25 protein-coding genes are annotated in these 24,607 nt (G+C 37.8%); 19 read left to right on the top strand and 6 right to left on the bottom strand.

What is annotated here, in order from left to right:
* Position 1: 1 nt before the first annotated feature.
* The 4 genes from DD649_RS16800 to DD649_RS16785 are packed head-to-tail and all read right to left on the bottom strand — an operon-like array spanning position 2 to position 4,125.
* Positions 2 to 1,276 (bottom strand): F390 synthetase-related protein, encoded by a 1,275-nt coding sequence (locus tag DD649_RS16800; RefSeq protein WP_336430986.1) that lies wholly within the window; start codon positions 1,274 to 1,276, stop codon positions 2 to 4.
* On the bottom strand, positions 1,276 to 2,079 hold the full coding sequence (locus DD649_RS16795; RefSeq protein WP_336430980.1) for an MBL fold metallo-hydrolase: 804 nt from the start codon (positions 2,077 to 2,079) through the stop codon (positions 1,276 to 1,278). Before DD649_RS16795 ends, DD649_RS16800 begins: the two co-directional genes overlap by 1 nt.
* Positions 2,073 to 3,080: an NAD(P)-dependent oxidoreductase gene (locus tag DD649_RS16790; RefSeq protein WP_294109669.1), complete on the bottom strand. Its 1,008-nt coding sequence runs from the start codon at positions 3,078 to 3,080 to the stop codon at positions 2,073 to 2,075. The genes DD649_RS16795 and DD649_RS16790 overlap by 7 nt, the downstream gene beginning before the upstream one ends.
* A gap of 46 nt (positions 3,081 to 3,126) precedes the next feature.
* Positions 3,127 to 4,125 carry a 3-oxoacyl-[acyl-carrier-protein] synthase III C-terminal domain-containing protein gene (locus DD649_RS16785; RefSeq protein WP_294109667.1) on the bottom strand — a complete coding sequence of 333 codons (999 nt, stop codon included), beginning with the start codon at positions 4,123 to 4,125 and terminating at the stop codon, positions 3,127 to 3,129.
* A 1,538-nt stretch (positions 4,126 to 5,663) separates the two neighbouring features.
* Between DD649_RS16785 and DD649_RS16780 the strand changes: the two genes are divergently transcribed.
* The 6 genes from DD649_RS16780 (at position 5,664) to DD649_RS16755 (ending at position 11,566) form a co-directional block, all read left to right on the top strand.
* A complete protein-coding gene (locus tag DD649_RS16780) occupies positions 5,664 to 5,900 on the top strand; it encodes a helix-turn-helix transcriptional regulator (RefSeq protein ID WP_294109665.1) in 237 nt (78 codons plus the stop codon).
* Positions 5,901 to 6,140: 240 nt separating this feature from the next.
* Entirely contained in the window at positions 6,141 to 6,704 is a 564-nt protein-coding gene (locus DD649_RS16775; protein WP_294109664.1) for a fimbrial protein, read from the top strand.
* Between the two features lie 82 nt (positions 6,705 to 6,786).
* Positions 6,787 to 9,282 carry a fimbria/pilus outer membrane usher protein gene (locus DD649_RS16770; protein WP_294109663.1) on the top strand — a complete coding sequence of 832 codons (2,496 nt, stop codon included), beginning with the start codon at positions 6,787 to 6,789 and terminating at the stop codon, positions 9,280 to 9,282.
* 12 nt (positions 9,283 to 9,294) lie between these two features.
* Complete coding sequence (locus DD649_RS16765) at positions 9,295 to 10,023, top strand: molecular chaperone (protein ID WP_294109662.1); 729 nt, start codon at positions 9,295 to 9,297, stop codon at positions 10,021 to 10,023.
* 10 nt (positions 10,024 to 10,033) lie between these two features.
* The gene (locus DD649_RS16760) at positions 10,034 to 10,585 is read left to right on the top strand and encodes a fimbrial protein (RefSeq protein WP_294109660.1); all 552 of its coding nucleotides are present in this window, start codon (positions 10,034 to 10,036) and stop codon (positions 10,583 to 10,585) included.
* 15 nt (positions 10,586 to 10,600) lie between these two features.
* Complete coding sequence (locus tag DD649_RS16755) at positions 10,601 to 11,566, top strand: fimbrial protein (protein WP_294109659.1); 966 nt, start codon at positions 10,601 to 10,603, stop codon at positions 11,564 to 11,566.
* A gap of 121 nt (positions 11,567 to 11,687) precedes the next feature.
* Here DD649_RS16755 and DD649_RS16750 read toward each other — a convergent pair whose 3' ends face one another.
* Positions 11,688 to 13,334 (bottom strand): fumarate hydratase, encoded by a 1,647-nt coding sequence (locus tag DD649_RS16750; protein ID WP_294109657.1) that lies wholly within the window; start codon positions 13,332 to 13,334, stop codon positions 11,688 to 11,690.
* Between the two features lie 635 nt (positions 13,335 to 13,969).
* Between DD649_RS16750 and DD649_RS20155 the strand changes: the two genes are divergently transcribed.
* From DD649_RS20155 to potD, 5 genes are all read left to right on the top strand, one after another.
* Positions 13,970 to 14,164: a hypothetical protein gene (locus DD649_RS20155; protein WP_336430979.1), complete on the top strand. Its 195-nt coding sequence runs from the start codon at positions 13,970 to 13,972 to the stop codon at positions 14,162 to 14,164.
* Complete coding sequence (gene potA / locus DD649_RS16745) at positions 14,157 to 15,266, top strand: spermidine/putrescine ABC transporter ATP-binding protein PotA (protein WP_294109655.1); 1,110 nt, start codon at positions 14,157 to 14,159, stop codon at positions 15,264 to 15,266. Before DD649_RS20155 ends, potA begins: the two co-directional genes overlap by 8 nt.
* On the top strand, positions 15,253 to 16,116 hold the full coding sequence (gene potB, locus DD649_RS16740; RefSeq protein ID WP_336430978.1) for a spermidine/putrescine ABC transporter permease PotB: 864 nt from the start codon (positions 15,253 to 15,255) through the stop codon (positions 16,114 to 16,116). Before potA ends, potB begins: the two co-directional genes overlap by 14 nt.
* A complete protein-coding gene (gene potC / locus DD649_RS16735; protein ID WP_294109653.1) occupies positions 16,113 to 16,904 on the top strand; it encodes a spermidine/putrescine ABC transporter permease PotC in 792 nt (263 codons plus the stop codon). Before potB ends, potC begins: the two co-directional genes overlap by 4 nt.
* Positions 16,905 to 17,051: 147 nt before the next feature.
* Positions 17,052 to 18,101: a spermidine/putrescine ABC transporter substrate-binding protein PotD gene (gene potD / locus DD649_RS16730; RefSeq protein WP_294109651.1), complete on the top strand. Its 1,050-nt coding sequence runs from the start codon at positions 17,052 to 17,054 to the stop codon at positions 18,099 to 18,101.
* 64 nt (positions 18,102 to 18,165) lie between these two features.
* Here the strand turns inward: potD and DD649_RS16725 are convergent, their stop codons facing one another.
* Positions 18,166 to 18,723 carry an NAD(P)H-dependent oxidoreductase gene (locus DD649_RS16725; protein WP_294109649.1) on the bottom strand — a complete coding sequence of 186 codons (558 nt, stop codon included), beginning with the start codon at positions 18,721 to 18,723 and terminating at the stop codon, positions 18,166 to 18,168.
* A gap of 324 nt (positions 18,724 to 19,047) precedes the next feature.
* Between DD649_RS16725 and DD649_RS16720 the strand changes: the two genes are divergently transcribed.
* The 8 genes from DD649_RS16720 (at position 19,048) to DD649_RS16685 (ending at position 24,603) form a co-directional block, all read left to right on the top strand.
* Positions 19,048 to 19,620, top strand: a complete 573-nt coding sequence (locus DD649_RS16720; protein ID WP_294109702.1) for a TetR/AcrR family transcriptional regulator — start codon at positions 19,048 to 19,050, stop codon at positions 19,618 to 19,620.
* A gap of 42 nt (positions 19,621 to 19,662) precedes the next feature.
* Positions 19,663 to 20,505 (top strand): winged helix-turn-helix domain-containing protein, encoded by an 843-nt coding sequence (locus DD649_RS16715; protein WP_336430977.1) that lies wholly within the window; start codon positions 19,663 to 19,665, stop codon positions 20,503 to 20,505.
* Positions 20,502 to 21,020, top strand: a complete 519-nt coding sequence (locus DD649_RS16710; RefSeq protein WP_294109644.1) for a FidL-like protein — start codon at positions 20,502 to 20,504, stop codon at positions 21,018 to 21,020. The genes DD649_RS16715 and DD649_RS16710 overlap by 4 nt, the downstream gene beginning before the upstream one ends.
* A 700-nt stretch (positions 21,021 to 21,720) precedes the next feature.
* Positions 21,721 to 21,999, top strand: coding sequence for a BMC domain-containing protein (locus tag DD649_RS16705; protein ID WP_294109642.1), 279 nt, complete (start codon positions 21,721 to 21,723; stop codon positions 21,997 to 21,999).
* A 20-nt stretch (positions 22,000 to 22,019) separates the two neighbouring features.
* Positions 22,020 to 22,304: a BMC domain-containing protein gene (locus DD649_RS16700; RefSeq protein WP_294109640.1), complete on the top strand. Its 285-nt coding sequence runs from the start codon at positions 22,020 to 22,022 to the stop codon at positions 22,302 to 22,304.
* Positions 22,305 to 22,318: 14 nt separating this feature from the next.
* Entirely contained in the window at positions 22,319 to 22,597 is a 279-nt protein-coding gene (locus DD649_RS16695) for a BMC domain-containing protein (protein ID WP_006658501.1), read from the top strand.
* Between the two features lie 75 nt (positions 22,598 to 22,672).
* Positions 22,673 to 24,313 (top strand): acetaldehyde dehydrogenase (acetylating), encoded by a 1,641-nt coding sequence (locus DD649_RS16690; RefSeq protein WP_294109619.1) that lies wholly within the window; start codon positions 22,673 to 22,675, stop codon positions 24,311 to 24,313.
* A 26-nt stretch (positions 24,314 to 24,339) separates the two neighbouring features.
* Positions 24,340 to 24,603: a EutN/CcmL family microcompartment protein gene (locus DD649_RS16685; protein ID WP_294109617.1), complete on the top strand. Its 264-nt coding sequence runs from the start codon at positions 24,340 to 24,342 to the stop codon at positions 24,601 to 24,603.
* Positions 24,604 to 24,607 lie beyond the last annotated feature (4 nt).

Below are 24,607 nucleotides of genomic sequence, written 5' to 3'. Positions count from 1 at the left end.
TTCATTCGGTTACCTCGCGTGTTATCCGACGCTTTTTAGTCGCTAAAGGTTGGATAATCTCCTTCGCAATGGTTGTCCAACTGAGAGCTTTAATATCTACGTGCTGGCTTGAAAAATAGTGTTCAAGCTGTATTCGACAATGTTCTAGTTCGGCGTCACTGCACTCCCCTTGTAAACAAAGGTGGCTGCCTTGTTGAGTTAACCTAAAATCCGCAGTAACCGGTAGATTGTTGACGATAATTCGGGCGCAAGGATCTGCAAAAAGGGTGACTAGGTTGCCGTTCAAACCCTGTAATTGCAGTAAATCATCACAGCGACCTTCAATATGTTCAATGGCTAATTGAGGGTCTCCACAAGGGCAAGGCGTGTCTTTTATTACTAGAACATCATCAAGTTGGTAACGCACAATAGGCTGCGTTTTTCGCGTGAAATCGGTGATGATAGGTGTAAATCGCTTATCATCAAGCCAATTAGGTTCAATATATAAGAAGGCTTCATTTAGGTGCAGTGTGCCGTGTGAGCAGGTACAGCCTAGAAAACCTTCCGTTGCTTGATAAACTTCACCAACCGTTGGGAAGCAACGTTGTAATTTTTGTTTATCGTGTTGCTGTAGAACTTCTGCCACAGAAATCACTTTTTGAACATCAAGGCTTATTTGCTTCGCTGTGATAGCATCCGCAATGGCGCAAAGTACTTGTGCAGGGGCAACAATAATTGACGGTTGGTAGCTTTCGAGCGCTTGTAATTGCGATTCGAAATCTGCGAAAAGGTCATAGAAACGCAATGAAATCCAACGGTTATTGACACTTTCATATAAATTATTATTGGCGCGTAAAAAGAGTGCCACACGTTCACCATTAAATAATCCATTGGGCAGCATTTTCGCTAGCATACTGCCCGACCATATATTCTGTTCCTGTGGGCTGACAACAAATAAGCCACGGCGACCGGATGTACCGGATGATAGCCCGACACTGTATTTACCAATTTTTGGCTCGAAATCACGAGATTGTTCACTTTGTTGCGCACAAGCGAGTAAAGTCAGGCTTGATAATCCTGCGGTGTTCATGGTGTCAAAGTTTTCCATCATGATTTGCTTATTCATGAGTGGGAATTCATTGAGAGCTTTACCAATAAATGGCTGAAAATAAGGGCTATGGGCTAATGTTTTTTGCATAAAACTAGCCAATTTACGTTGTTGATAGGCTTCAAGTTCGGCTCTATGGTTAAAACGCAAATGTTGGGCGCGCCAATAATGCCATAGCATGGGTAAAATCAAATTAAATCTCCCTCATGGCATAAATGAATTGCAATATTTTGCTTATCAATTTCATGCAGCTTATTTAAGGTTTGATAATAAGCTTGCGTATCATCCATGATGATATTGGCAATCGCCATCGGGCCACGTAGTTCACGGTAATTGGTGGGTGACCATGCGGCATCACCGGCAAGCAGTATCCAACCCGCTTCAGTTAAAACACAAAGACCAATATGCCCTGCGGCATGTCCGGGTAAGGGCACAACTAATAATGTTCTTTGTGAGTTTATTGCATAGCCTTGACCTAGAATTTGTAGCTCAGCGGGTAAGCTAACTTGATCGAATCCTTCATAAAAAACGGTTCTCTGTTCGAAATCCTCTGGAATTAACCCGCGAACAAACGCATTTTTAAGTGCTGAAAAACCGGTTAAGCCTCGCGTTTTTTCCCAGCCATCACCAGAACAAATAACTGAAACATCAGGAAAATCTCGCAATCCTGCAATATGGTCGCCATGGAAATGGGAGAGAATAATGCCATTAATATCAGTGGTATTGATGCCATCATTAGCAAGCTGATTAACAAGGGCATCTTTAGTTTCAAAGTAGACGGGAGTCACCGCCCGATATAACCGCATGATACCGTGGCGTGTGTGATCGTAAAAATGGTTGGCGTAGCCGGTATCAAATAACCAGCGCTGCTCTTCATCTTCAATTAACCAGGCTCTTGCCGGAAATTTACAGGCTTTGAAACTAGCGCCTTTCAATGCGACACAACCGGGATGGGTACAAAAACCGACTTCATATTGATGAATGGTTAACATGTGCTTTCCTGTTGTTTGAGCCATTGTGCCGTCAAGTGAATAGCCTGTTCCATAGTATATAAAGGATAGTAACCTAATTCTTGTTGTGCTTTTTGGTTATCAAGGGTCATAGTGAAATAAGCGGCGCCTAAGCTATATCGAGTCAATAAAGGCTCTTTGCCCGTTAGATTGGCGACCCCTTCCATAATGGTGGCAACAGTGTACAACAGCGGATAAGGCGCAGAACGAATTTGACAGTTTATCTCTAACTGGTCAAATAGCCGCTGTAACGTTTGTTTAAGCGGTAATGGCTGCTGATTGGTAATATTATAGATGGCGCCACTCAGTAAGTTTTCTTTTATTGTCGCCAGTTGCATTGCGTGAACCACATTACCGACATAAGTCAGGTCAAACGGATGTTTCCCCCCCGCTGGCAGAATTAACTTACCACTGCGTTCTTTGATTTGCGCTAATAAACGTGGCAGTAGCACTCGGTCATGAGGGCCAAATAATCCACGTGGGCGTAAAATAATATATCGGGTTGATGGATAACGAAATACACGCTGTTTAATTGCGATTTCGGCTAAATATTTTGTGCGTGCATAGTGATTGGCAAATTGCCGATTTTCCGTTGATTCAACAATATTTTGCTGGTGGGTAAAGTTAAAATAAATCGCAGGGGTTGATATATGAATAAAGTGTGCAATTTGCATTTCGCCTGCGGCATCCGCAAGCACCTGAGTGGCGTGATAATTGATATTTTCAAAATCTTCACGTCTTCCCCAAGGGGATGATAATGCAGCGCAATGCCATACTGCGTCACAATCGGTCATGAGTGTTTTTGCATCGACTACCGATAAACTCGCCAGTTCAATAGCATGGAATTGTGCCCCTAGTTGAGTTAACTGCTCGCCAGCTTGTGGGTTGCGCCCGCAGGCAATAACCTCCATCCCTTGGGCTAAGAGATATTCAACGGCATTTCGCCCAAGTCCACTAGTTGCACCGGTCACAAGTATCTTCATGAAATAGCTACCTTTATCAAATAGGTTCTTAATAAAATAAGTTCTTTTATGGGATAAGTACCATGGCGCACAGTGCGAGACCTGCGGCTGTTCCAATTAGCATAACGCTTGATCTTTCATAAAAACGGCCACTGATAATTGCTTCATGTAATGCTGAAGGAATTGACGCTGCGACCTGATTTCCACGATGACGATAAATATCGATGAGTTGCTCCGTGCTAACGCCTACGCGTTGACGCATATGTTCTAAAGATAAATGGCTGGCTTGATGAGGCACGACAGTACCAATCTGATTGAGTTGTAAGCCAGATTCCGTAAAGACTCTTTGCATAAAATCCTCGATCAATGACGATGCCATACGAAATAATTTTTTACCTTGCATATGAAATAAAAAATCATCATCGGTCATGCCTGAACGTGGATTACATCGCGTCCCACCGGCACGAATTTCGCAAAAATCGATGCCTTGGGTATGCGTCATATGGGTGTATGACACAATGCCACTTTTCCCATCACCTCTTTCAACTATTACGCAAGCTGCGCCATCGCCAAAAATCAAAGAAGATTCTTTGTCTTGCCAATCGATACCACGAGAAGCGAGATCAGCAGACACAATGGCAATACGTTGATATTGACTGGTTGCTAAGAGACCCGCTGCCACTTGCAGTGCAGTGATAAAACTGACGCAACTTGCGTTTACATCAAAACACGCAATACCTTCATTTAAATGAGATGCTGCAAGGATATGAGCCGCAGAGCAAGGTAAGGCTTGCACGGGGATTGCAGAGGCATTAATAAGTACATCAACACTTGCCGCATTGATTTGCTTGGACTCCAAGGCTTGGTGGATAGCATCGGCTGCTAATTTAGCTTGCGAGTCATGATTATCGGCGTGGAACCGGTATTCAATACCTGAGTGCTTTTCAACAAATCCTTTGGTTTTGTTTAATTTTTCATCCAACATGGATGAATATATTTGGTTTTCAGGAACAACAGCGCCTGAAGCAATAATTTTTAGTGGTGCAATTGACCTATTACCGGACATATAAGGCTAGCCTATCTAACATAGATGGTCTGAATAAATATCAGAGAATAGCAGGTTAATATATAGGATTTAATGAGTCTTCATTAACTTACTAATTTGCAGCGTATTTTTTGGTTGTTTTAATGAAGACGTGTAATTCGTCTTAGACTGCTTGTTCTGCATTTATTTTATTAACTATCAAATAGTTATCTTTTATTCTTAAGGTTTTTTTTAAGATGCAAAATAAATCACTCTATATCTATAAATATTTAGTGGAAGATGGTGGGATTTTTGTTATGGTTTTTTCTTCAGAAGGTAAATGCAAATATAGGTATGAAAATTGGCAATAGATCTTCCATTATTGTTTGGCTTTGGGCTCTAATCGATTGTGTATAGATAAAATGCTAGTTAGGTATGCGTACTGTATTATTAAACACTTATATTTAAATTTGAAACCCTATATAATACGGAAAGTCCAAAAAAGATGGTCTAATACTGATGTGTTATGTACTCGTATTTGATGTAAATGCTTCGAATTAGCTTTAGTAAAGGGCACTATTCTTGGCATTAGCTCTATTTTTTTAGCGTAGAATTTTTGATTAAGTTGTATATAAGAAAAAAAATATCATTTTTTTCTGATTCTTGAACCCGATTTTCAACTAAAAATACTGTCATTACTCGTTTTTCATTAGTTCTGCGTCATATTATTTCTCGTTTAAAGTGTAACCATTTGTTTTTGACTTTTTTTTCATTCATATTAGATCGTGTTTTGTTACAATTGGAAATAAAAGTAACTCATTGTTAAATAACGTATTTGTTGTTTTGTAAATAAGCTATTATCCCGTCAAAAGGTATTATTTTACTACTTCATCGATAAAATGAGACATTAGTCTTATAATCACAATACTCACATGGTGAGTACGATTGAATTTCGTTAATTTATTATTTCTTATATTCCGCACTCGCCTGCTGAGTAAATTAAATGATCTGCATTTTAATTTTGTAATCTATTAATTGAGCTAAAAAACCACCATGAGTGGTATTATCATTATAAAATAAATATTGTTAATTTAAGGGACTTTAATTGTTAATTATTAATTAAATCCCTTTTAAATCAATGGTTATTAATTTATATATTAATAAATACTAATTTAGGATATTTATTGCTGTGTTTGTATTATTTATACATATTACCATTCTAAATGGTATATATTTTAACTCTATTAAAATCAATGTATTGCCATGACATTTTACTTGGAAATAAGAGATCTCCATCACACTAATTATGAGTGAAGTCATTTGGTTTAGTCATTATATCTCAATGTGCTATTTTTGATAGGTTTTATCTAATTCAATCTATGGTATCGATCGTTTTAAACTGTTTTACTTTTAAATATTGAAAACTATAATTAACTCAAATTCTGAGTTGACGTTAAATTATGGTTTTTTGATTTAGCTTCATGAAATGAGAATAAGAATATTATTGGTGCACTAAATTTTTAGCTTCTATTAAAATGGTTTTGCAGTGTTACATTTTAATTTATCTTAGGTTATCAAAAATGATAAATGTAAATTGGATAGTCGGTAGAGAAATTAGAAAGAGACGAAAGAATTTAGGTCTTTCTGGTATAGAATTAGCGAACCTTGTTGGTGTTAGTCAGCAACAAATATCTCGTTATGAAAGAGGCGAGTGTAATATTAATATTGAAAACTTACACGTTCTTGCCGATGCGTTAGAAACAAATCTAATTTGCTTTTTTATTGATGATGTTTTTATAGGTAAAGAGAGCTTTTAAATTTAATAATCATAATTAGGAGTGGTCTTATTTTAAACCTTCATTAAATACTTGATTGTTTATTTAAATAAGATTTTATCAGGAATTAATAAATATTGATTTCCAAGTAATCACTATGCCTAGTGATTATGTTTGGCTATATTTAATTAAAAACTTCCTCAGCAAAATAATATCAACTTAATAATTATTTAATCGTTAAGTGATTGTACATGTGTCGTCTTTTATTATAGGAAAATATAAATGAAATTAACTAAAATTGCATTAGCTACAATTATCGCATCTTCATTCGCAGCTGGCATCGCAAATGCAGCAACTGTTGATCAAGGAAGCGGTGTTATTAACTTCACTGGTAAAGTGATTAACGCACCTTGTTCACTACCAGGTGATGGCACTGTTAACGTTGACCTTGGTCAAGTTGCAAATAAAGTACTTGAAACTGGCAACAAATACAGCCAACAAGTTCAGTACACTATTGCTTTAGAAAACTGTGACTTAGGTGAAGTTAAAGACGCTAGTGATGTTGTACTTTTCCCTGCTGTAAGTAAAGTTAAAGTAACATTCACTGGAACGCCAGATACAACTAAAAAAGATCTGTTAGCGAATACAGGTACTTCTAAAGGTGTTGGTGTTCGTTTAATTAACGCTGATGGCGCAACGATGAAAGTAGGTGATACTAGCGTTGAAATGCCATTAACAGATGGCCCAAATAAACTGACTTTTAATGCTCGCGTTGAAGCGAACGGAAGTAAAGTAGAAACTGGTAGCATTATTTCTCAAGCAACTTATGCATTAAACTACCTATAAATATATATTTATATATAACAGGCATTTATTTGCCTGTTATTTTCTGCATTTTTATAGTGCTATATTTTTGACAGGGATACTCATGTCTTTATTGCCTCAATTCAAAATAAACAAAATATTATTTTCTATTGCATTTGCGCTCTCATTTTCTGGGGTGTCAAATGCGGTAGAATTTAATATGAATGTTATTGATGCAAAAGACCGAGATAATATTGATCTAAGTCAGTTTTCAAATCCGGACTTTATTCCAGCAGGTGAATACCTAACAGATATTACATTAAATGGTCGGAAATTATCAGGACAGTATTTAATTCAATTTATTGAAGAGAGTAAAGATAATTCAGTACTCTGCATTACGCCAGAGATGGTTGATCTGTTTGCATTAAAAAAGAAAGTACGAGAAGAGCTTTTTTTACAAACTGATAATCAGTGTGTTGAATTATCTAAGAATTCCGATATAGATTATCGCTTTGATAAAGCAAATCAAAATATTTTATTTTCGATTCCACAAGCTTGGTTGGAATATGATGACCCTTATTGGGTTCCACCTTCTCAGTGGGAAAATGGTATTACGGGTGCATTCCTAGATTATAATTTATTTATGAATTATTCAGCGCCTAAAAATACGAGTGAAACTTATAGTGCGAGTAGTAACGGAACTACCGGCGCTAACTTCGGCGCTTGGCGTTTACGTGCAGATTATCAATATCAATATAATCGTTCACAGGGCAAAGTGAATGAGCGTTTTGATTGGACTCAAATTTATGCTTATCGTGCTTTACCTGAAATTGGTGCCAAGGTACTTCTTGGTGAATCTTATTTAAGGACAGATTTATTTGATAGTTTCCGTTTTATTGGTGCTTCTTTCTTTAGTGATAACCGGATGCTTCCACCATCTTTACGTGGTTATGCACCACAAGTCACTGGTATAGCAAAAACCAATGCTACCGTTATTGTTTCGCAAAATGGTCGTGTTATTAAACAGACTCGAGTCGCTCCAGGTCCTTTTAATATTCAGGATATTACGGAAGCAGTACAGGGAACATTAGATGTCACTGTGGAAGAAGAGGATGGCTCTAAAACGAGTTATCAAATTACGGCAGCATCGTTACCATTTCTAACACGACAAGGCCAATTTTTGTATAAGTTGTCAATGGGGGAGTCAAGTCCATTTGGTCGTTCGCAAAAAACAGATCCACGGTTTATAGCGGGTGAAATTTCTTATGGGATATTGAGTAACACTTCTCTATTTGGTGGCTTAATTGCGACTATTGATAATGCTAATTACCAAGCCGTGAATATAGGAATTGGTCAAAACATGAACTTGTTTGGCGCTATCTCATTTGATATCACGAGAACTCATGCCAATTTAGATAATTTTGGTTCTTATTCAGGTAACAGTTATCGACTAAATTATTCTAAGCGTTTTGAATCAACGAATTCACAAGTGACGTTTGCAGGTTATAAATTCTCAGAGAAAGAGTTTTTAACTATGCCGCAGTATATTGATGCAGCCAATGGCGTTCTTGATTTCAGACGTGATAAAAACGTTTATACAGCATCGTTTAATCAATATATCAGCCCGTTAGATTTGACCTTGTATTTGAATGCATCTCATCATCAATTTTGGAATAGTGAATCAACAACTAACTTTGGTATGAGCCTAAGTAAATTGTTTAATATTGGAAATATTAGAAATATATCAGGCACATTGTCATTAAATAAAATTAAGTATCAAGAAACGGATGACAACCAAATTTATTTATCATTTTCAATTCCATTAGAAAGTGGTGCTTCAGTAAGCTATGACGCCCAATATGCGGATGGCGATCATAGTTTCGGACAATCTGTTGCATATTATAGTGAAAACGTTGATAACAATTATTGGAGTATGAGGGTTGGTGGTGATAAACGCGAGTTAGGCGACTTAGAACCGAATATTAGTGGTAGTTACCAGCGTTCAACGGCCTATGGTGTATTAAATGTTAATGCAACTGAAAATATAAATTCATACCGTGCATTGGGCGGAAGTTGGTATGGCTCAATGACGGCGACTAAATATGGTGCAGCGCTTCATCGTAATGGTACAAATAATGAACCACGAATTATGATAGATAGCGATAATGTCGCTGGGATCTCTATTGATAATGGTCAATCAGTGACAAACCGTTTTGGTATTGGCGTGGCAACAACATTAAATAGTTTTTCTAATTCAGATGTTTACATTGATATGAATACGTTGCCTGATGATGTTGACGTGAATGAAAATATTATTGGAAAAACTCTAACTGAAGGTTCGATTGGTTATCAAAAGATAAAGGCTAACCAAGGTAAACGTATTTTAGCAGTAATTCGTTTAAGTAGTGGAAAATATCCACCACTTGGAACAAGTATTATTGAAGTCAGTAGTGGTAGAGAAGTGGGTATCATTGCTGATAATGGAATTGTGTATTTAACGGGTATTAACCCTCAAGAACATTATATTATTAAATGGGCAGGTGGTGCTAATCAGTGCAGTTTAGATCTATCTAATATACCTGAACAAAATCAAGGCAAAATTTTGATTCCCTGCCATTAAAGGAAAGTTTTTATGCGTAAAATAAATAACGTTATTTTAAGTTTGTCATTAATTTTTATCGGTATGCAGTATGCTTCCGCTGCAATTAACATTGACCGTACTCGAATTATTTTTCCGGGCAAAGATAAGTCCATTAGTTTGGTTATTAATAACCAAAGTAAAACCATGCCATATTTAGCTCAATCATGGATGGAAGATGAAAAAGGAAATAAAATTGCAGAACCTTTTACGGTATTACCGCCAATGCAACGTGTTGAGCCAAATGCCAAAAATCAAATAAAAATAGTGCAAACTGAAGGGATTGACCAACTCCCTCAGGACAGAGAATCTTTATTTTATTTAAACGTACGTGAAATTCCCCCAGTTGCTGATAAAGAAAATGTTGTTCAAATTGCTATTCAAAGCCGTTTGAAAATGTTTTATCGCCCAGCTCAGATTGAAAATAATAGTGACAAAGTTTGGGCTAAAGAATTGAAATATACGCATTCAGGAAATCAATTACTGATTGAAAACCCGACTAAATATTATGTCACTTTGGGTTATTTAAGTAATAACAACAAACAAAATTTTACTGGATTTGACAGTGTGATGATAGCGCCATTATCAAAAGAAAGCGTGACAGTACCCACTGCGGGTTTCGGTCAACTTTATACCGGTTATATGGATGATTACGGTGGAATGAAAATGCTGACATACCAATGTGCAGCCTCTTCATGTCAGTTAGATAAAGATAGCAAATAGGATTTTAGAGATGAGAAATTGCTCTGCTTCAATGTGCCTTTTTATGTTATCACTGCTTTGTGGCAATGCTTATGCAGACAGTAGCATGATGCGAGGAGATCTTAATTTTACAGGAAATGTTGTTTCTCTACCTTGTAAGATTAGCTTTTCGTCAATGGATCAAAATATTGAATTTGGGCCAATTTCTTTAAATTATTTTAATGAAATAGGCGATAGAAGTCCTAAGCAAGAGGTCAAATTAAAATTTGATGATTGCATTTTTCCAAGTCGTGGGCGAGATGATAGAGAACCTGTTGTGCGTATTATGTTTATTTCAGAGCCAACAGGCAGCACAGACCGAAATTTATTCGGTGGTAAAACAATATTGAATGGGTACGGGCTTCGATTAACTGATAAAAATGGCAATATTATTCCAAATGGTGAATATCGAAACTATCCGATTTATTTTGATGATAATCAGCAAATTACCGTTTACTCAATGTTGGAAAGCTATCTTGCTAAAAATGAATTAACAGTGGGTAATATTAAAACGCAGATTACCTTAAATATTACTTATCTTTAATAAGGTGTATAAATCATGATACACAAATTTATAAAACAATATGGTTTTTATTTTTTATTTGTTTTGGCATTTATTAGTCCTAAAACATTTGCATTAGACTGTGTTGAAGCGGGTACTGGTGATGTTATAAAACCAGCTGTACCTGTTGGGCAATTAGCTATTCCATCTGACATGAAAGCGGGTTCTGTTATTTGGCAATCTGATCCTATGACAGTCACGGTGTATTGCGATAATGTTCTTGGTAATATGGTTGACGTTGTTCATATGTATTTTAATCCGACATCTCAACGTTTAGGAACTGGATTATTACTTGGGGCTAACTACCAAGGGCAACAATTAGAGCAAAACCAACAGCGTGTTAATCTTGGCACGGCGCCAATACGTAAAGGTCAGAATGTGACTGTCACCGTAACTTTCTCTTTATATATAAAAGTGACTGGCGTGGTACCGCCATCGGGGAATTATACGGGCGATAATCAGTTTACGGTTTTCCAATTTGATGGAAGCGGGGGGATTAATACAACGCCAGGTGCTAAAAATCTGCGATATTCTATCTCTGGATTACAAGGAATTCGTTTTTTAAAGTGTGGTGCTGACATTAAGGTTTTCCCTGAGTCTCAGCAAATTGATTTTGGGCAGCTGATGATTACCGATCTTAATCAGGGTAAAGAATTTAAAAAAGATTTTCAGATACAAGCGGTAAAACGAGGGTGTTTAGATAATTTTTCAATGAATGTTAATTTTGAAACTACCGATAAACTGAATGGCGATTATGCGATTAATTTAAATAATGGTACTAATTTAACAATCTTAGATGATAAAAGTAACCAAGTGAAATTTAATTACTTTCAATTCTTTGGTAATTTACCTTTAGGTAGTACTTCTGTGACTCGTAGTTATAGTGCGTCTGTTAAAAAGGTATCAGCGGTGAAAACCGGACCTTTTACAGCCTCAACAATTGTCCGAATAAACTATTATTAACATACATTTAGTATGAGTCTTAAAAGCAGGCATTGCCTGCTTTTTTTGAATAAAGCATATTACTTGTAGAAATCAGAGCATTCCCTTGCTCCTTGTGGCAAATCCTATTTAGTTATGTATGCTACTTAATACATTTCTTACAGCTTTCATCCTGAACTTGTTCAAAGAAGTTATTACCTTTGTCATCAACTAATATAAAGGCAGGAAGTCCTTCAACTTCCATTTTCCAAATAGCTTCCATCCCAAGTTCTGGGTATTCAAGGCAATTTAAACTTTTGACATATTCTTGCGCTAAAATTGCGGCGGAACCCCCAATACTACCTAAATAGAAGCCCCCATGTTTTTTACAGGCATCCGTTACCGATTGGGTACGATTTCCTTTGGCTAGCATTAGCATACTACCGCCATGGGACTGAAATAAATCGACATAGGGGTCCATTCGATTACCTGTTGTTGGGCCTAAAGAACCTGAAACCATATCTTCAGGTTTTTTTGCAGGGCCCGCGTAATACACCATATGATCTTTAAAATACTGTGGTAATTCTTCGCCATTATCTAAGCGTTCTTTTAGTTTAGCATGGGCGATATCACGTCCGATAATAAGGGGGCCACTGAGTGAAACACGTGTCGATACTGGGTGTTTACTGAGTTCGGCTAGGATATCTTTCATTGGCCTATTGAGGTCAATATGCACAACGGAGCCTTCTTGTTGTTGGCGCATAGACTCAGGAATATACTGAGCTGGATTGTGTTCCATTTTCTCAATCCATAAGCCTTCTTTATTTATTTTTGCTTTGATATTGCGGTCAGAGGAACATGAAATAGCCAAACCAATTGGGCAAGAGCCACCGTGACGAGGTAAGCGAATAATTCTTACATCATGTGCAAAATATTTCCCCCCAAACTGGGCACCAAAACCAAAGTGACGGGATGCTTCCAAGAGAGCATCTTCAAGTTCCACATCGCGGAATGCTCGCCCATACTCATTACCTGTAGTTGGCAGGTTGTCATAATATTTAGTTGAGGCTAATTTAGTGGCTTTCAATGTTGCTTCTGCGGATGTTCCCCCTATTACAAATGCAATATGGTAAGGCGGGCATGCTGTAGTCCCCAAAGATTTCATTTTTTCAATTAAGAAAGCTTTGAGTTTTGCGGGTTCCAAAATTGTTTTAGTTTCTTGAAATAGCGCTGATTTGTTGGCAGAACCTGCACCTTTGTTAACGAATAGGAAATGGTATTCGTCGCCTTCGGTGGCAAAAATATCAATTTGAGCAGGTAAATTAGTCCCTGTATTGACTTCGTTATACATATCTAAGGCGGCATTTTGTGAGTAACGTAAATTTTCTTGTGTGAAAACATTGTATACACCACGTGACAAGTACGCTTCATCGTTACAATCAGTCCATACTTGCTGGCCTTTCTTCGCTAAAATAGTCGCAGTTCCTGTATCTTGGCAGTTGGGTAAAATACCTTTAGCCGAAATTTCCGCATTACGTAATAACTGTAGTGCAACATATTTATCGTTCTCACTAGCTTCGGGATCGTGCAATATGGCAGCAACTTGTTTTTGGTGTGCGGCTCTTAGGAAAAATTGAGAATCGTAAATAGCTTGTTGAGCCAGTACCGTTAGAGCTTCAGGCTCAACTTTGAGGATTTGCTTACCTAAAAATTGTTCTGTTGAAACATATTTATCTGATACTTGATAGTATTCAGTTTTATCCGCAGATAAAGGATAAGGTTCTTGGTAGAAAAAGTCTTTATTAGCCATTTTGTTCACTCACATATTAATTTCAGTGGAATATCCAAAAAATAATCGCCGGTAGGCTTATGTTTATTCTTAATATAATTCACTCTTGAGGTGCAAAGTGAATACTTATAGGAGGCATAATGAAGCGAAAAATAAAAAAATAGTATTTAAAATGATATCAATTTGACCATTATATTCAAAGAGATGCAGGGGATAATATGATGCTGGTTAAACTTATGGGGATAAAAAAAAGGAGGGCGTCAAAGTTTGAGATAAGTCACATTATAATATAATTAACTGTTATTTTAATTATTTGTTATAAATGTTATTAAATTCCTACTGTTTTTAGCGTTTAATTATGAAATAGACTTATAAATAACTTATTTGGTTATTTAAATTTATCATTTTAATATCCTTAGGAATAAACGGGATTCATAAATAACGGGAATTTACTTATCAGGTAAATAATAATTATTTAAATTGGAATTAATGATGTTTTTTATTTTATAGCCTAATGTGATGAATTTAATGATATTAAATATTATTATTTAAATTGAATACGTCATGAAAACTAACGGATAATGACAAGCCAATAACTTATGCTGCTATATTGGTTGTTTTTATCAAAAAGGTATTTTATTTGTTGGCAATTCATAATGAAAGCCAAACGAAATGCTGAAAATGGCTTTCAATTTGCAGAAACAGTGTTTATCATGCTTGGCTTAATGAACTTTAAATGGCGCTACTGGTTTGGGCTTTGCTGGGGAAGATCCGACAAGCTTATACAGTCTTTAACGGTGGCGGTTCTATCTGCATTATTCTTCGGGATAGAGTGTATTATAAATGACTGAGACAACCTCTCTGACACCACTTGTCGAATTAAAATCTTTAAGTAAAGGTTTTGACGGCAAAAAAATTATTTCTGAACTTGATCTAACTATTCATAATGGTGAATTTTTAACCATTCTAGGCCCTTCTGGTTGTGGTAAAACGACAGTTTTACGCCTGATAGCAGGCCTTGAAGATGTGGATGATGGTCAAATTATCCTTGATGGGCAAGATATTACAGATATCCCGGCGGAGCAGCGTTTCGTCAATACTGTATTTCAAAGCTATGCATTATTTCCCCATATGACCGTTTTTGATAACGTTGCATTCGGTTTGCGTATGCAAAAAACGCCAACAGCTGATATTCAACAGCGGGTTGTTCAAGCATTACGTATGGTGCAACTTGACGAATTTGCGACACGTCGACCTAACCAATTATCAGGCGGGCAGCAACAGCGGGTTGCTATTGCGCGTGCAGTGGTTAATCGACCTAAAATCTTATTGTTGGATGAATCTTTATCTGCTTTAGATTATAAACTGCGTAAACAAATGCAGAATGAGCTAAAAGCACTTCAGCGAAAACTGGGGATCACCTTTGTATTTGTGACTCACGATCAAGAAGAAGCGTTGGCAATGTCTGACCGCATTATTGTGATGCGAGAAGGTAAAATTGAGCAAGATGGTACGCCTCGTGAGATTTATGAGGAACCTAAAAATTTATTTGTTGCTCAATTTATTGGCGAAATTAATATTTTTGATGCGAATGTTTTATACCGTATTGATGATAATCGTATTCGAGCCAACGTTGAGGGGCATGAATGTGATATTTTCACCTCTCTTTCCGTTCAAGAAGGGCAACACGTCAATGTGCTATTACGCCCTGAAGATCTACGTGTTGAAGAAGTCAACGATGCAGAAAATCATCCTGGCCTTATAGGTTATGTGCGTGAACGTAACTATAAAGGAATGACTTTAGATTCCGTGGTTGAAATGGACGATGGCAAAATTATTATGGTGAGCGAATTCTTCAATGAAGATGACCCAGATGTTGACCACTCTCTTAACCAAAAAGTTGCAGTAACTTGGGTAGAAAGCTGGGAGGTAGTTCTGGATGATCATTCGTAAACATAAAATTTTGCAGAATGTCATCATCATCGGTGTGGTTGCTTGGCTGGTACTATTTGTATTTTTGCCTAATTTGATGATTATTGGCACCAGTTTTTTGACCCGTAGTGATGCTAACTTAGTCGACTTAGTTTTTACGTGGGATAATTATATTCGCCTATCCGATCCCATGTACGCTGAAGTGATGTTGCACTCACTGAATATGGCTTTAATTGCCACCTTCTTTTGTTTGGTTATTGGTTATCCATTTGCCTTTATGTTGGCAAGGTTACCTAAGCGCATACAGCCGTTGATGTTATTTTTGCTTATTGTGCCATTTTGGACCAACTCATTGATCCGAATTTATGGTCTAAAAGTTTTTTTGAGCACCAAAGGTTATTTGAATGATTTTTTGTTGTGGATTGGCATCATAGAAAAGCCTATCAGGCTGATGTACACACCAGAAGCTGTTATTTTAGGGCTGATTTATATTCTGTTGCCATTTATGGTGATGCCGCTCTATTCTAGCATTGAAAAACTGGATAAATCATATTTGGAAGCGGCAAGAGATTTGGGTGCTAACAAATTCCAAACCTTCATTAAAATCATCATTCCATTAACCATGCCGGGTATTATTGCAGGGTGCTTGTTAGTGTTATTACCCGCGATGGGATTGTTCTATGTCGCTGATTTAATGGGCGGTGCTAAGAATCTTTTAATTGGTAATGTGATTAAAAGTCAATTCCTTAATATTCGAGATTGGCCATTTGGGGCAGCAACCAGTATTTTCCTCACACTGATGATGGGATTATTGCTGTATGTGTATTATCGGGCTGCTAAGCTTTTGAATAAAAAGGCCTATGAAGAATGATCGGACGTACTTTTCGCGGTGGCTTCATGGCCATTATTTACGCTTATCTTTATATCCCAATCATTATTCTGATTGTTAATTCGTTCAATGAGTCTCGCTTTGGCATTCAGTGGCAAGGGTTTTCAACCAAATGGTATGAACTATTAAGCAATAACGATAGTTTATTAGAAGCGGCTGGGCATTCGTTAACGATGGCGATACTTTCAGCGACGTTTGCGACAATTATCGGCACATTAACTGCTGTTGCTTTATTCCGTTATCGCTTCAGAGGAAAACCTTTTGTCGGTGGAATGCTTTTTGTCGTCATGATGTCCCCAGATATCGTGATGGCAATATCGTTGTTAGTTTTATTTATGATCCTTGGGGTTTCCCTTGGTTTTTGGTCATTATTGTTTTCTCATATTACTTTTTGTCTGCCTTTTGTGGTGGTGACTGTTTATGCGAGATTGAAAGATTTCGATGTGAAAATGCTAGAAGCCGCACGAGATTTAGGTGCGGGAGAATTTACTATTTTACGTAAAATAATTTTACCTCTAGCAATGCCTGCGGTTGTGGCGGGCTGGTTATTGAGTTTCACGTTGTCGATGGATGATGTGGTTGTTTCTTCCTTTGTCACCGGACCAAGTTATGAAATTTTGCCGCTGAAAATATACTCTATGGTGAAAGTGGGTGTTTCTCCTGAGGTAAATGCTCTGGCGACAGTTCTGCTGCTGATGTCACTACTTCTTGTTTGTCTCAGTCAGTGGGTAATGAGAGATAAGTATTCAAAACGCACAAATATTAAATAGATTAATACGATAACTAGTTGATGTCGTTATAAATGCAAGAGTCATCGATGCAATACGACATTATTTTTCACTGCCATTAGGCGCGAGGGTGGGCTCCAATTGGGCCTATAAGATATAAGAAAGCACTGTGTTGAGGGAAACTCAGGAATGAAAAAATGGTCCTATCTGCTGGCCGCAGGTGTAATGGCTGCAAGCATTGGCACGGCAACTGCCGCTGACGATAATAAAAACGTACTGTATTTCTATAACTGGACAGAGTATGTTCCCCCCGGTTTATTAGAGCAATTCACGAAAGAAACTGGTATCAAAGTGATTTACTCTACCTATGAATCAAACGAAAGCATGTATACCAAACTCAAAACCTATAAAGAAGGGGCTTATGATTTGGTGGTTCCGTCGACTTATTTTATTTCTAAAATGAGTAAAGAGGGGATGCTGCAAAAAATTGATAAAGATAAGCTTAGTAACTTTAAGAATCTTGATCCAAATCTCATCCATAAAGAGTTTGATCCGCAAAATGATTATTCAGTACCTTATATTTGGGGTGCTACAGGTATTGGTATCAATGGTGAGGCAGTTGATCCGGGTTCGGTTACATCCTGGGCCGATTTCTGGAAACCTGAATATAAAAATAGTTTGCTAATGATGGATGATGCGCGAGAAGTCTTTCAAGTTGCGTTAACTAAATTGGGTTATTCGGGTAACACGATGGATCCGAAACAAATTGAAGAAGCCTATAAAGAGTTGCAAAAACTGCGCCCAAATATTTTAGCCTTCAACTCAGATAATCCAGCGACGCCTTTTATTGAGGGCGAAGTGGATGTCGGTATGCTGTGGAATGGTTCTGCTTTTGTAGCAAGACAAGCGGGTTTACCAATTGAAGTCGTTTGGCCAAAAGAAGGCGGTATTTTTTGGATGGACAGTTTAGCAATTCCCTCCAATGCGAAAAACGTTGAAGGGGCACATCAGCTGATTAATTTCCTGCTACGTCCTGAAATTGCTGCACAAGTTGCACAGTCTATTGGTTACCCAACACCAAATTTGGCCGCGAAGAAACTGTTACCTGCTGAAATAGCTAATGACCCATCACTGTATCCTAGTGAACCTGTGCTACAAAAAGGTGAATGGCAAAGTGATGTCGGTAATACCAATATTATTTATGAAGAGTATTTCCAAAAATTAAAAGCAGGACGTTAATTCGTCTATGTTCGGAATTTAAGCGCATCCTCATGATGCGCTTAACACTTGAATGGTAAATTATTTATTTGGCTACATTGTGGCTTACAAATTTTGCAAAAGTATCAGCCCAAGGTTGAAGGAAATCTTTGCTTTTTGGTGAGATGTTGCCTTGTGCATCTACCATGTCGTCATACCATTTCAAGAAACATTCAGGTTGATTCATCGTTGGCATGTTTAAGAAGGCAAGGCTATTACGCAAATGCTGTTGCGCGATAGCTGTACTAATGTTACCAATAGATACGCCTAATACGCCCGCAGGAATACCATTCCACGAATTATCTCCCCATGGGCGAGAGCCTTGGTCGATAGCATTTTTTAATACGCCGGGAATTGAGCGGTTATATTCAGGTGTGGCAAAAATGATGCCATCACAGGATTTGATTTGAGCTTTGAAATTGGCGACAACAGCTGGAACTTGTTGATCAGCTTCTTGGTTATATAGAGGTAACTCACTAATATTAATGAATTTAAAAGAGTAGTTGGTTGGAAATAATTTGGTGATGGCTTTAGCAACTTTTAAATTGTATGAATCTGCACGTAAACTACCGACAATAACACCAATATTATATTGATTAGACATGATGGAAACCTCTTTTTTCGTGAGTTAAATACAGATGTTTAATACATACTGTATTTAATAAGGATTATATTTCACTCTAATTATTAAACATCATAATTCATTTATCTGCAAAACTAAGTTAAATTAAGTTTCATTTTATTTATACCTAAATGTCTTTTTTCTCATAAACTTTATTTTAATTTTTAAACTAATTAGGTAGTTAACGGAAATTATTAATAAATATTGTGAGGCAAATTACAGTATTTAGATTTAACCTTTATCAAATTAGGGTTACTTGATTTGAGTCAACATGAAACATACCGACTGGTCGGTATCATTCGTGTCATGAATAATTCGGTGCAGCATAGAAAAAAAGATCCCATAAAACGACAAGAGGAGTTGCTCAAGGCGGCACGAATTATTGCCGGTAGAGAAGGTATTGGTTCCCTTTCTCTTAATGCGGTGGCACGTGAGGCGGGAGTGAGTAAAGGTGGCCTATTGCATCACTTTCCCAGTAAGCAGGAGCTTATTCATGCTTTATTCATTCAATTATTAGAGATTATGGATGAGCGCATTAATATTATTATGGTGAATGATTCAAATTGTTATGGTCGGTTTTCTCGGGCTTATCTACATTATATTGGTGAGTTAAAAGAATCTGATGAAAGTTTTCAGCTCGCATTATTATCATTAGCGATGCCTACTGAGCCTGTATTGCGTAAATGTTGGCGAGATTGGGTACTCGGGCATTTAGAAAAAGGCGATGAGTTTGATAATAGTTATTTAGGTGCATTAGTTCGCTATGCGGCGGATGGATTGTGGCTTTCTGCTCTTACTGAGGGGCAAACTTTATCAAAACAAGAGTGTGATGCAATTGTCAGTCGATTAACCCAGATTTCATTTGAAAAAATTGATTAATACTCAAAATAAAAATTAATCTAAAAATAGAATGAGGCGGCAGTGAAATATAAAATAAATGCCTTAATTATTTATGATTCAGCTGATGGCACTTTATCTTTGAAAGAAGGTGAGGTGAGCACTCAGCTATCGATTACTGCCAATGCATTGTTATTTTATTTTATACAAAATCGTGGTGTTATTTCCCGTGATGATGTCTTAAAAGCAGTTTGGGATGATAATGGGTTAGTGTCATCTAATAGTAATTTGAATCAATATCTAAGCTTATTGAGAAAAGCATTCCGCCAGTACGGTATCGAAAACATTATTGTGACTGTGGCAAGAGGACGCTTAGAATTTAATCCGGAGATATTGGTTGAGGTTATTGATGACACAGCTTTTAATTCAACGAGACTGATCAATAATTTAAGTGAGATAGGTGAGGCCACTGTTGTTTCATCGCCAAATACTGAACCTATACCATTGCAAATTACACCTCAAAAAAGAACGGTTCCATTAACCAAAGAAAAAAAAGAAATTTGCTGGTATTTAGCCAGCGGTGCTTTTCTTTTATGCTCCTTATTGTTGGCTATTATGGCTTATTTTACAGATAAACCATCACAACCTATTAATTTGACTGTATTAGAGCATAGCCAATGTGATGCGCTATCGAATGAAAAGATGATTAATGGCACGGTTGCTCTCAAGTACGTGCAAAATTTTGATACCGTACGTAATAACTTAAATTTAAAGTGTGTTGAAAAGGAAAAATTTGTTTTCTTTTATGGTGATAAATTACAAACCAATGGCCTAGGAAGGGTATTTTTAGCGCACTGTGCGGTGAATGAAGATAATCCATTTAGCTACTGTGATAACTATTTTTATTATTCTTGGAAACCATCATGAAAATAACAGGGAAAGTACTGTGCTTAATAAGTGGCTTGTTGTTTATTATCGTGGCTATTTATACGCAGTCAGTGATACTTTCAAATAAAAATGATGGAATGATGTCTTGTTCAACGAAAGGCATTATGCGTTTTGAAAATATGATTGATGAAAACGTTAATGCAAATATTCACTTTAGTTTTAGTGCAAATGGGCAAGGGGCTATTGTTGTTGAAGGATATACCGATTCCAAGGCGGGTTGGCTTTATTTGCAGCGCTATGTGAAATTTAATTATACAACTAAACGGGTGTCACCCACAGAAAGGCATTATAATATTAGCCAATGGGAATCAAGTGCCTCGTCGATAGATGAATCTCCTAATGTTATCTTTGATTACTTTATGCGAGAAATGTCAAACAGCCATGATGGGCTATTTTTAAATGCACAAAAGCTGAATGATAAAACGATATTGCTTAGCTCTCTGAATTCTCCTCTCTATATCTGCACCTTAAAGCAAGGTAGCAAGTTCGATTAGCCTATTTATACTCTTCATACTTTAATTTGTGACGTTGTTGGCTTCTCTCGGCTATTCGAGTCACATACTTGTGTATGCTCCCCAATACTCTTCATACTTCAATTTGTGGCGTTGTTGGCTTCTTTCGGCATTCTTAATGACCAATTATTTAGTGTATTTTCGGCATTCTTAATGACCAATCATTTAGCGTATTTTCGACATTCTTAATAAGCAGTTTATTTATAAAGTTAAGCTGTTAACCACTTACGTGATGATGAAAATATGCACTTTAAATATTTCATTTTGTACAAAAGCGATAGCAAGAGAACCTTATAAGTCAGTGACCGCTACCGCAGTTATCATCGCTCAAATTACGGTCTTTTTTCAGTTCAATAATATCCTGTTAACAATCCCTCCTATTATCCCTAAATCTACACTTTTGTTATTTCTCTCGACAATACAGATACGTGAATTATTAGAATTATCAGCATTGTTATGTGAATTGGTGAATTAATTATTTAATTTTTAGAGTATTAATCTAATTAATGTCTATTTGTGGATTTATATTTTGTTTTAATTTCCGAGGACTATAGTGAGTTTGAAGCCAAGCGCTGCGTTCAATGGAATCACCACGCAAGCACATTGGCTTGAGTTATCTCGAACTCTTTCTCGAACTCTTTAGCACAAGAAACCGTAAAACGGTTTCTCGGAGGAAATAACAATGGGTGATGCATTAGGTCTTATTGAAACTAAAGGTCTGGTGGCTTGTATTGAAGCAGCTGATGCAATGTGCAAAGCCGCGAATGTTGAGCTAATCGGCTACGAAAATGTCGGATCTGGTCTGGTGACCGCGATGGTAAAAGGCGATGTTGGTGCAGTTAAAGCGGCTGTTGATTCCGGTGTTGAATCTGCTCAACGTGTTGGTGAAGTGGTGACTTCTTTAGTTATTGCTCGTCCGCACAACGACATCAGCAAAATTGTCATTAAACACAAAGCATAATTTTTTCCGGAGAAAAATATATGGGTGACGCATTAGGTCTTATCGAAACTCAAGGGTTAGTAGCTTGTATTGAAGCGGCTGATTCTATGTGTAAAGCCGCAAATGTCGTGCTGATTGGTTATGAAAATGTTGGGTCAGGTTTAGTTACTGCAATGGTGAAGGGCGATGTTGGTGCGGTAAAAGCGGCAGTTGAATCAGGTGTTGAATCAGCATCGCGCATCGGCACCGTGGTGACTTCTTTGGTTATTGCACGTCCTCATAGCGATATTCAAAAAATCGTCGCCCAATATAAAGTCACGGAATAAAAAGGAAATTACTGATGAAAGAAGCACTTGGTCTAATCGAAACTAAAGGTCTGGTAGCGTGCATTGAAGCTGCGGATGCCATGTGTAAAGCGGCAAACGTTGAGTTAATCGGTTATGAAAACGTGGGTTCTGGGCTAGTTACGGCGATGGTAAAAGGTGATGTTGGTGCAGTGAATGCCGCAGTGGAATCTGGCGTTGAAGCAGCAAAACGTGTTGGCACAGTGGTGACTTCACGCGTTATTGCAAGACCACATAACGATATCGGCAAAATTGCACAGCAGCACAAAGCCTAAGTTGTGGGCTGAGACATCGTCATTCTAGACAACAAATTTATTTAGTTAATTTTTGACTCCGGTACGGGGGAAGACATGGTTGCATTAGATAAAGATTTGCAATCCAGACAACTGGCAAGAGAGCTAGTTAGAAACGCGAAGCAGGCGCAGAATATTTTTGCTACTTTTTCGCAGGAAAAAATCGACAGTATCGTTAAACACATCGCTATTGAATCGGCGCTTCACGCTGAAGAGTTAGCGAAAATGGCAAATGAAGAGACTGGTTTTGGGAAATGGCAAGATAAGGTCCTGAAAAATACATTCGCTTCACTGCGTGTCTATGAACACATAAAAGATCTAAAAACCGTTGGCATCATTAGTGATGACAAAATCAATAAAGTCATGGAAGTGGGCGTTCCATTAGGGGTCATTACGGCACTTGTGCCATCAACGAACCCGACATCGACCATTATCTATAAAACATTGATTGCCTTAAAGGCAGGTAATGCAATCGTCTTTTCCCCACATCCAAATGCGAAGGCTTGTAGTTTTCGTACATTAGAAATTGTTAAAAAAGCGGCTTTAGAGGCTGGTGCGCCTGAAGGTATCGTCGATGGCGTTACTATGCTGACATTAGATGCCACCAAAGAATTAATGCATAGCAAAGATGTTTCATTAATTTTGGCGACAGGCGGTGAAGCAATGGTACGCGCTGCCTATGCATCAGGTACACCAACTATCAGTGGTGGACCGGGTAATGGCCCAGCTTTCATCGAACGCAGTGCTGATATCAAAAAAGCAGTTAGCGACATTATTACCAGTAAAACGTTTGATAATGGCGTTATTTGCGCATCTGAGCAATCCATCATTGTTGAACGCTGTATTTATAACGAAGTGCACCGTGAGTTGTTAGCACAAGGCGCTTACTTTATGAATGATGATGAAGCTAAGCGCATGGCATCAATGCTATTGCGAGGTAATGGCACCATTAATCCAGAAGTTGTTGGAAAGGATGCTCTTTATCTTAGCCAACGTGCAGGTTTCACTATTCCTGCTAATACCCGTGTATTGATTGCACTACAAGATACCGTTTCACCCAAAAATCCATACTCCCGCGAAAAACTATGCCCAATTTTAGGCATGTACATCGAAGAAGATTGGAAATCAGCTTGTCATCGTGTGGTTGATTTACTCACTAACGAAGGCCTTGGTCATACCTTAGTGATCCATACGCAAAACGAAGATGTCATCCGTCAGTTCTCGCTTGAAAAACCGGTTAACCGAATTTTGATCAATACCCCTGCATCATTGGGTGGCATTGGTGCAACCACTAATCTGACTCCGGCATTGACGCTCGGTTGTGGTGCTATCGGTGGTGGTTCAAGTTCTGACAACGTTGGACCGATGAACCTGCTAAATATTCGTAAAGTCGGTTATGGGGTACGTTCCATTGACGATCTTAAACAGCCGACTCAAGCGCCGAATTGCTCAGCTTCACCAGTGGTAGCGGTGAATGTTAGCCAGTCACCTGTGAGTATTTTGGATGATGAGCGGTTTTTTAACTCATCCGTTGCGACAACCTGTGCCTATTCACCTGCCAACAATCATGGTGATGATAGATTTGGTAGCGCAATGAATACTGCCCCTAGAGCCGAAACTACCGTCGCACAAAGTGACATAACTGAAGAGAATGTCGAGCAAATTATTAAGGCAGTTCTTGGACGTCTCAGTAAGTAACTCATTGAAATAAGGCGGTATAAACCATGATCCTTGCAAAGGTAATCGGACATGTTGTCGCAACGCAAAAATGCCAAGAGCTCAGCGGTAGTAACTTACTGATGATCTCTGTACTGGGTGATGACCTTGAGCCGTTGAAAGACAAAACGTATGTCGCGGTTGACAGTGTCGGTGCCGGAATTAATGACATTGTCTTAGCGGAAGCTTACTTCGCTTTGAATAAAGATAGATACAAAGCCATGTCAGTGGTTGCCATTGTTGAGAAGGTTTATCGGGATAACAGGGAGTAAAGCA

The sequence above is a fragment of the Providencia sp. genome, assembly GCF_003533305.1.
Taxonomy (GTDB): Bacteria; Pseudomonadota; Gammaproteobacteria; order Enterobacterales; family Enterobacteriaceae; genus Providencia.
Note: the sequence above shows the minus strand (reverse complement) of the source record. Positions and strands in the feature narration are given on the sequence as shown.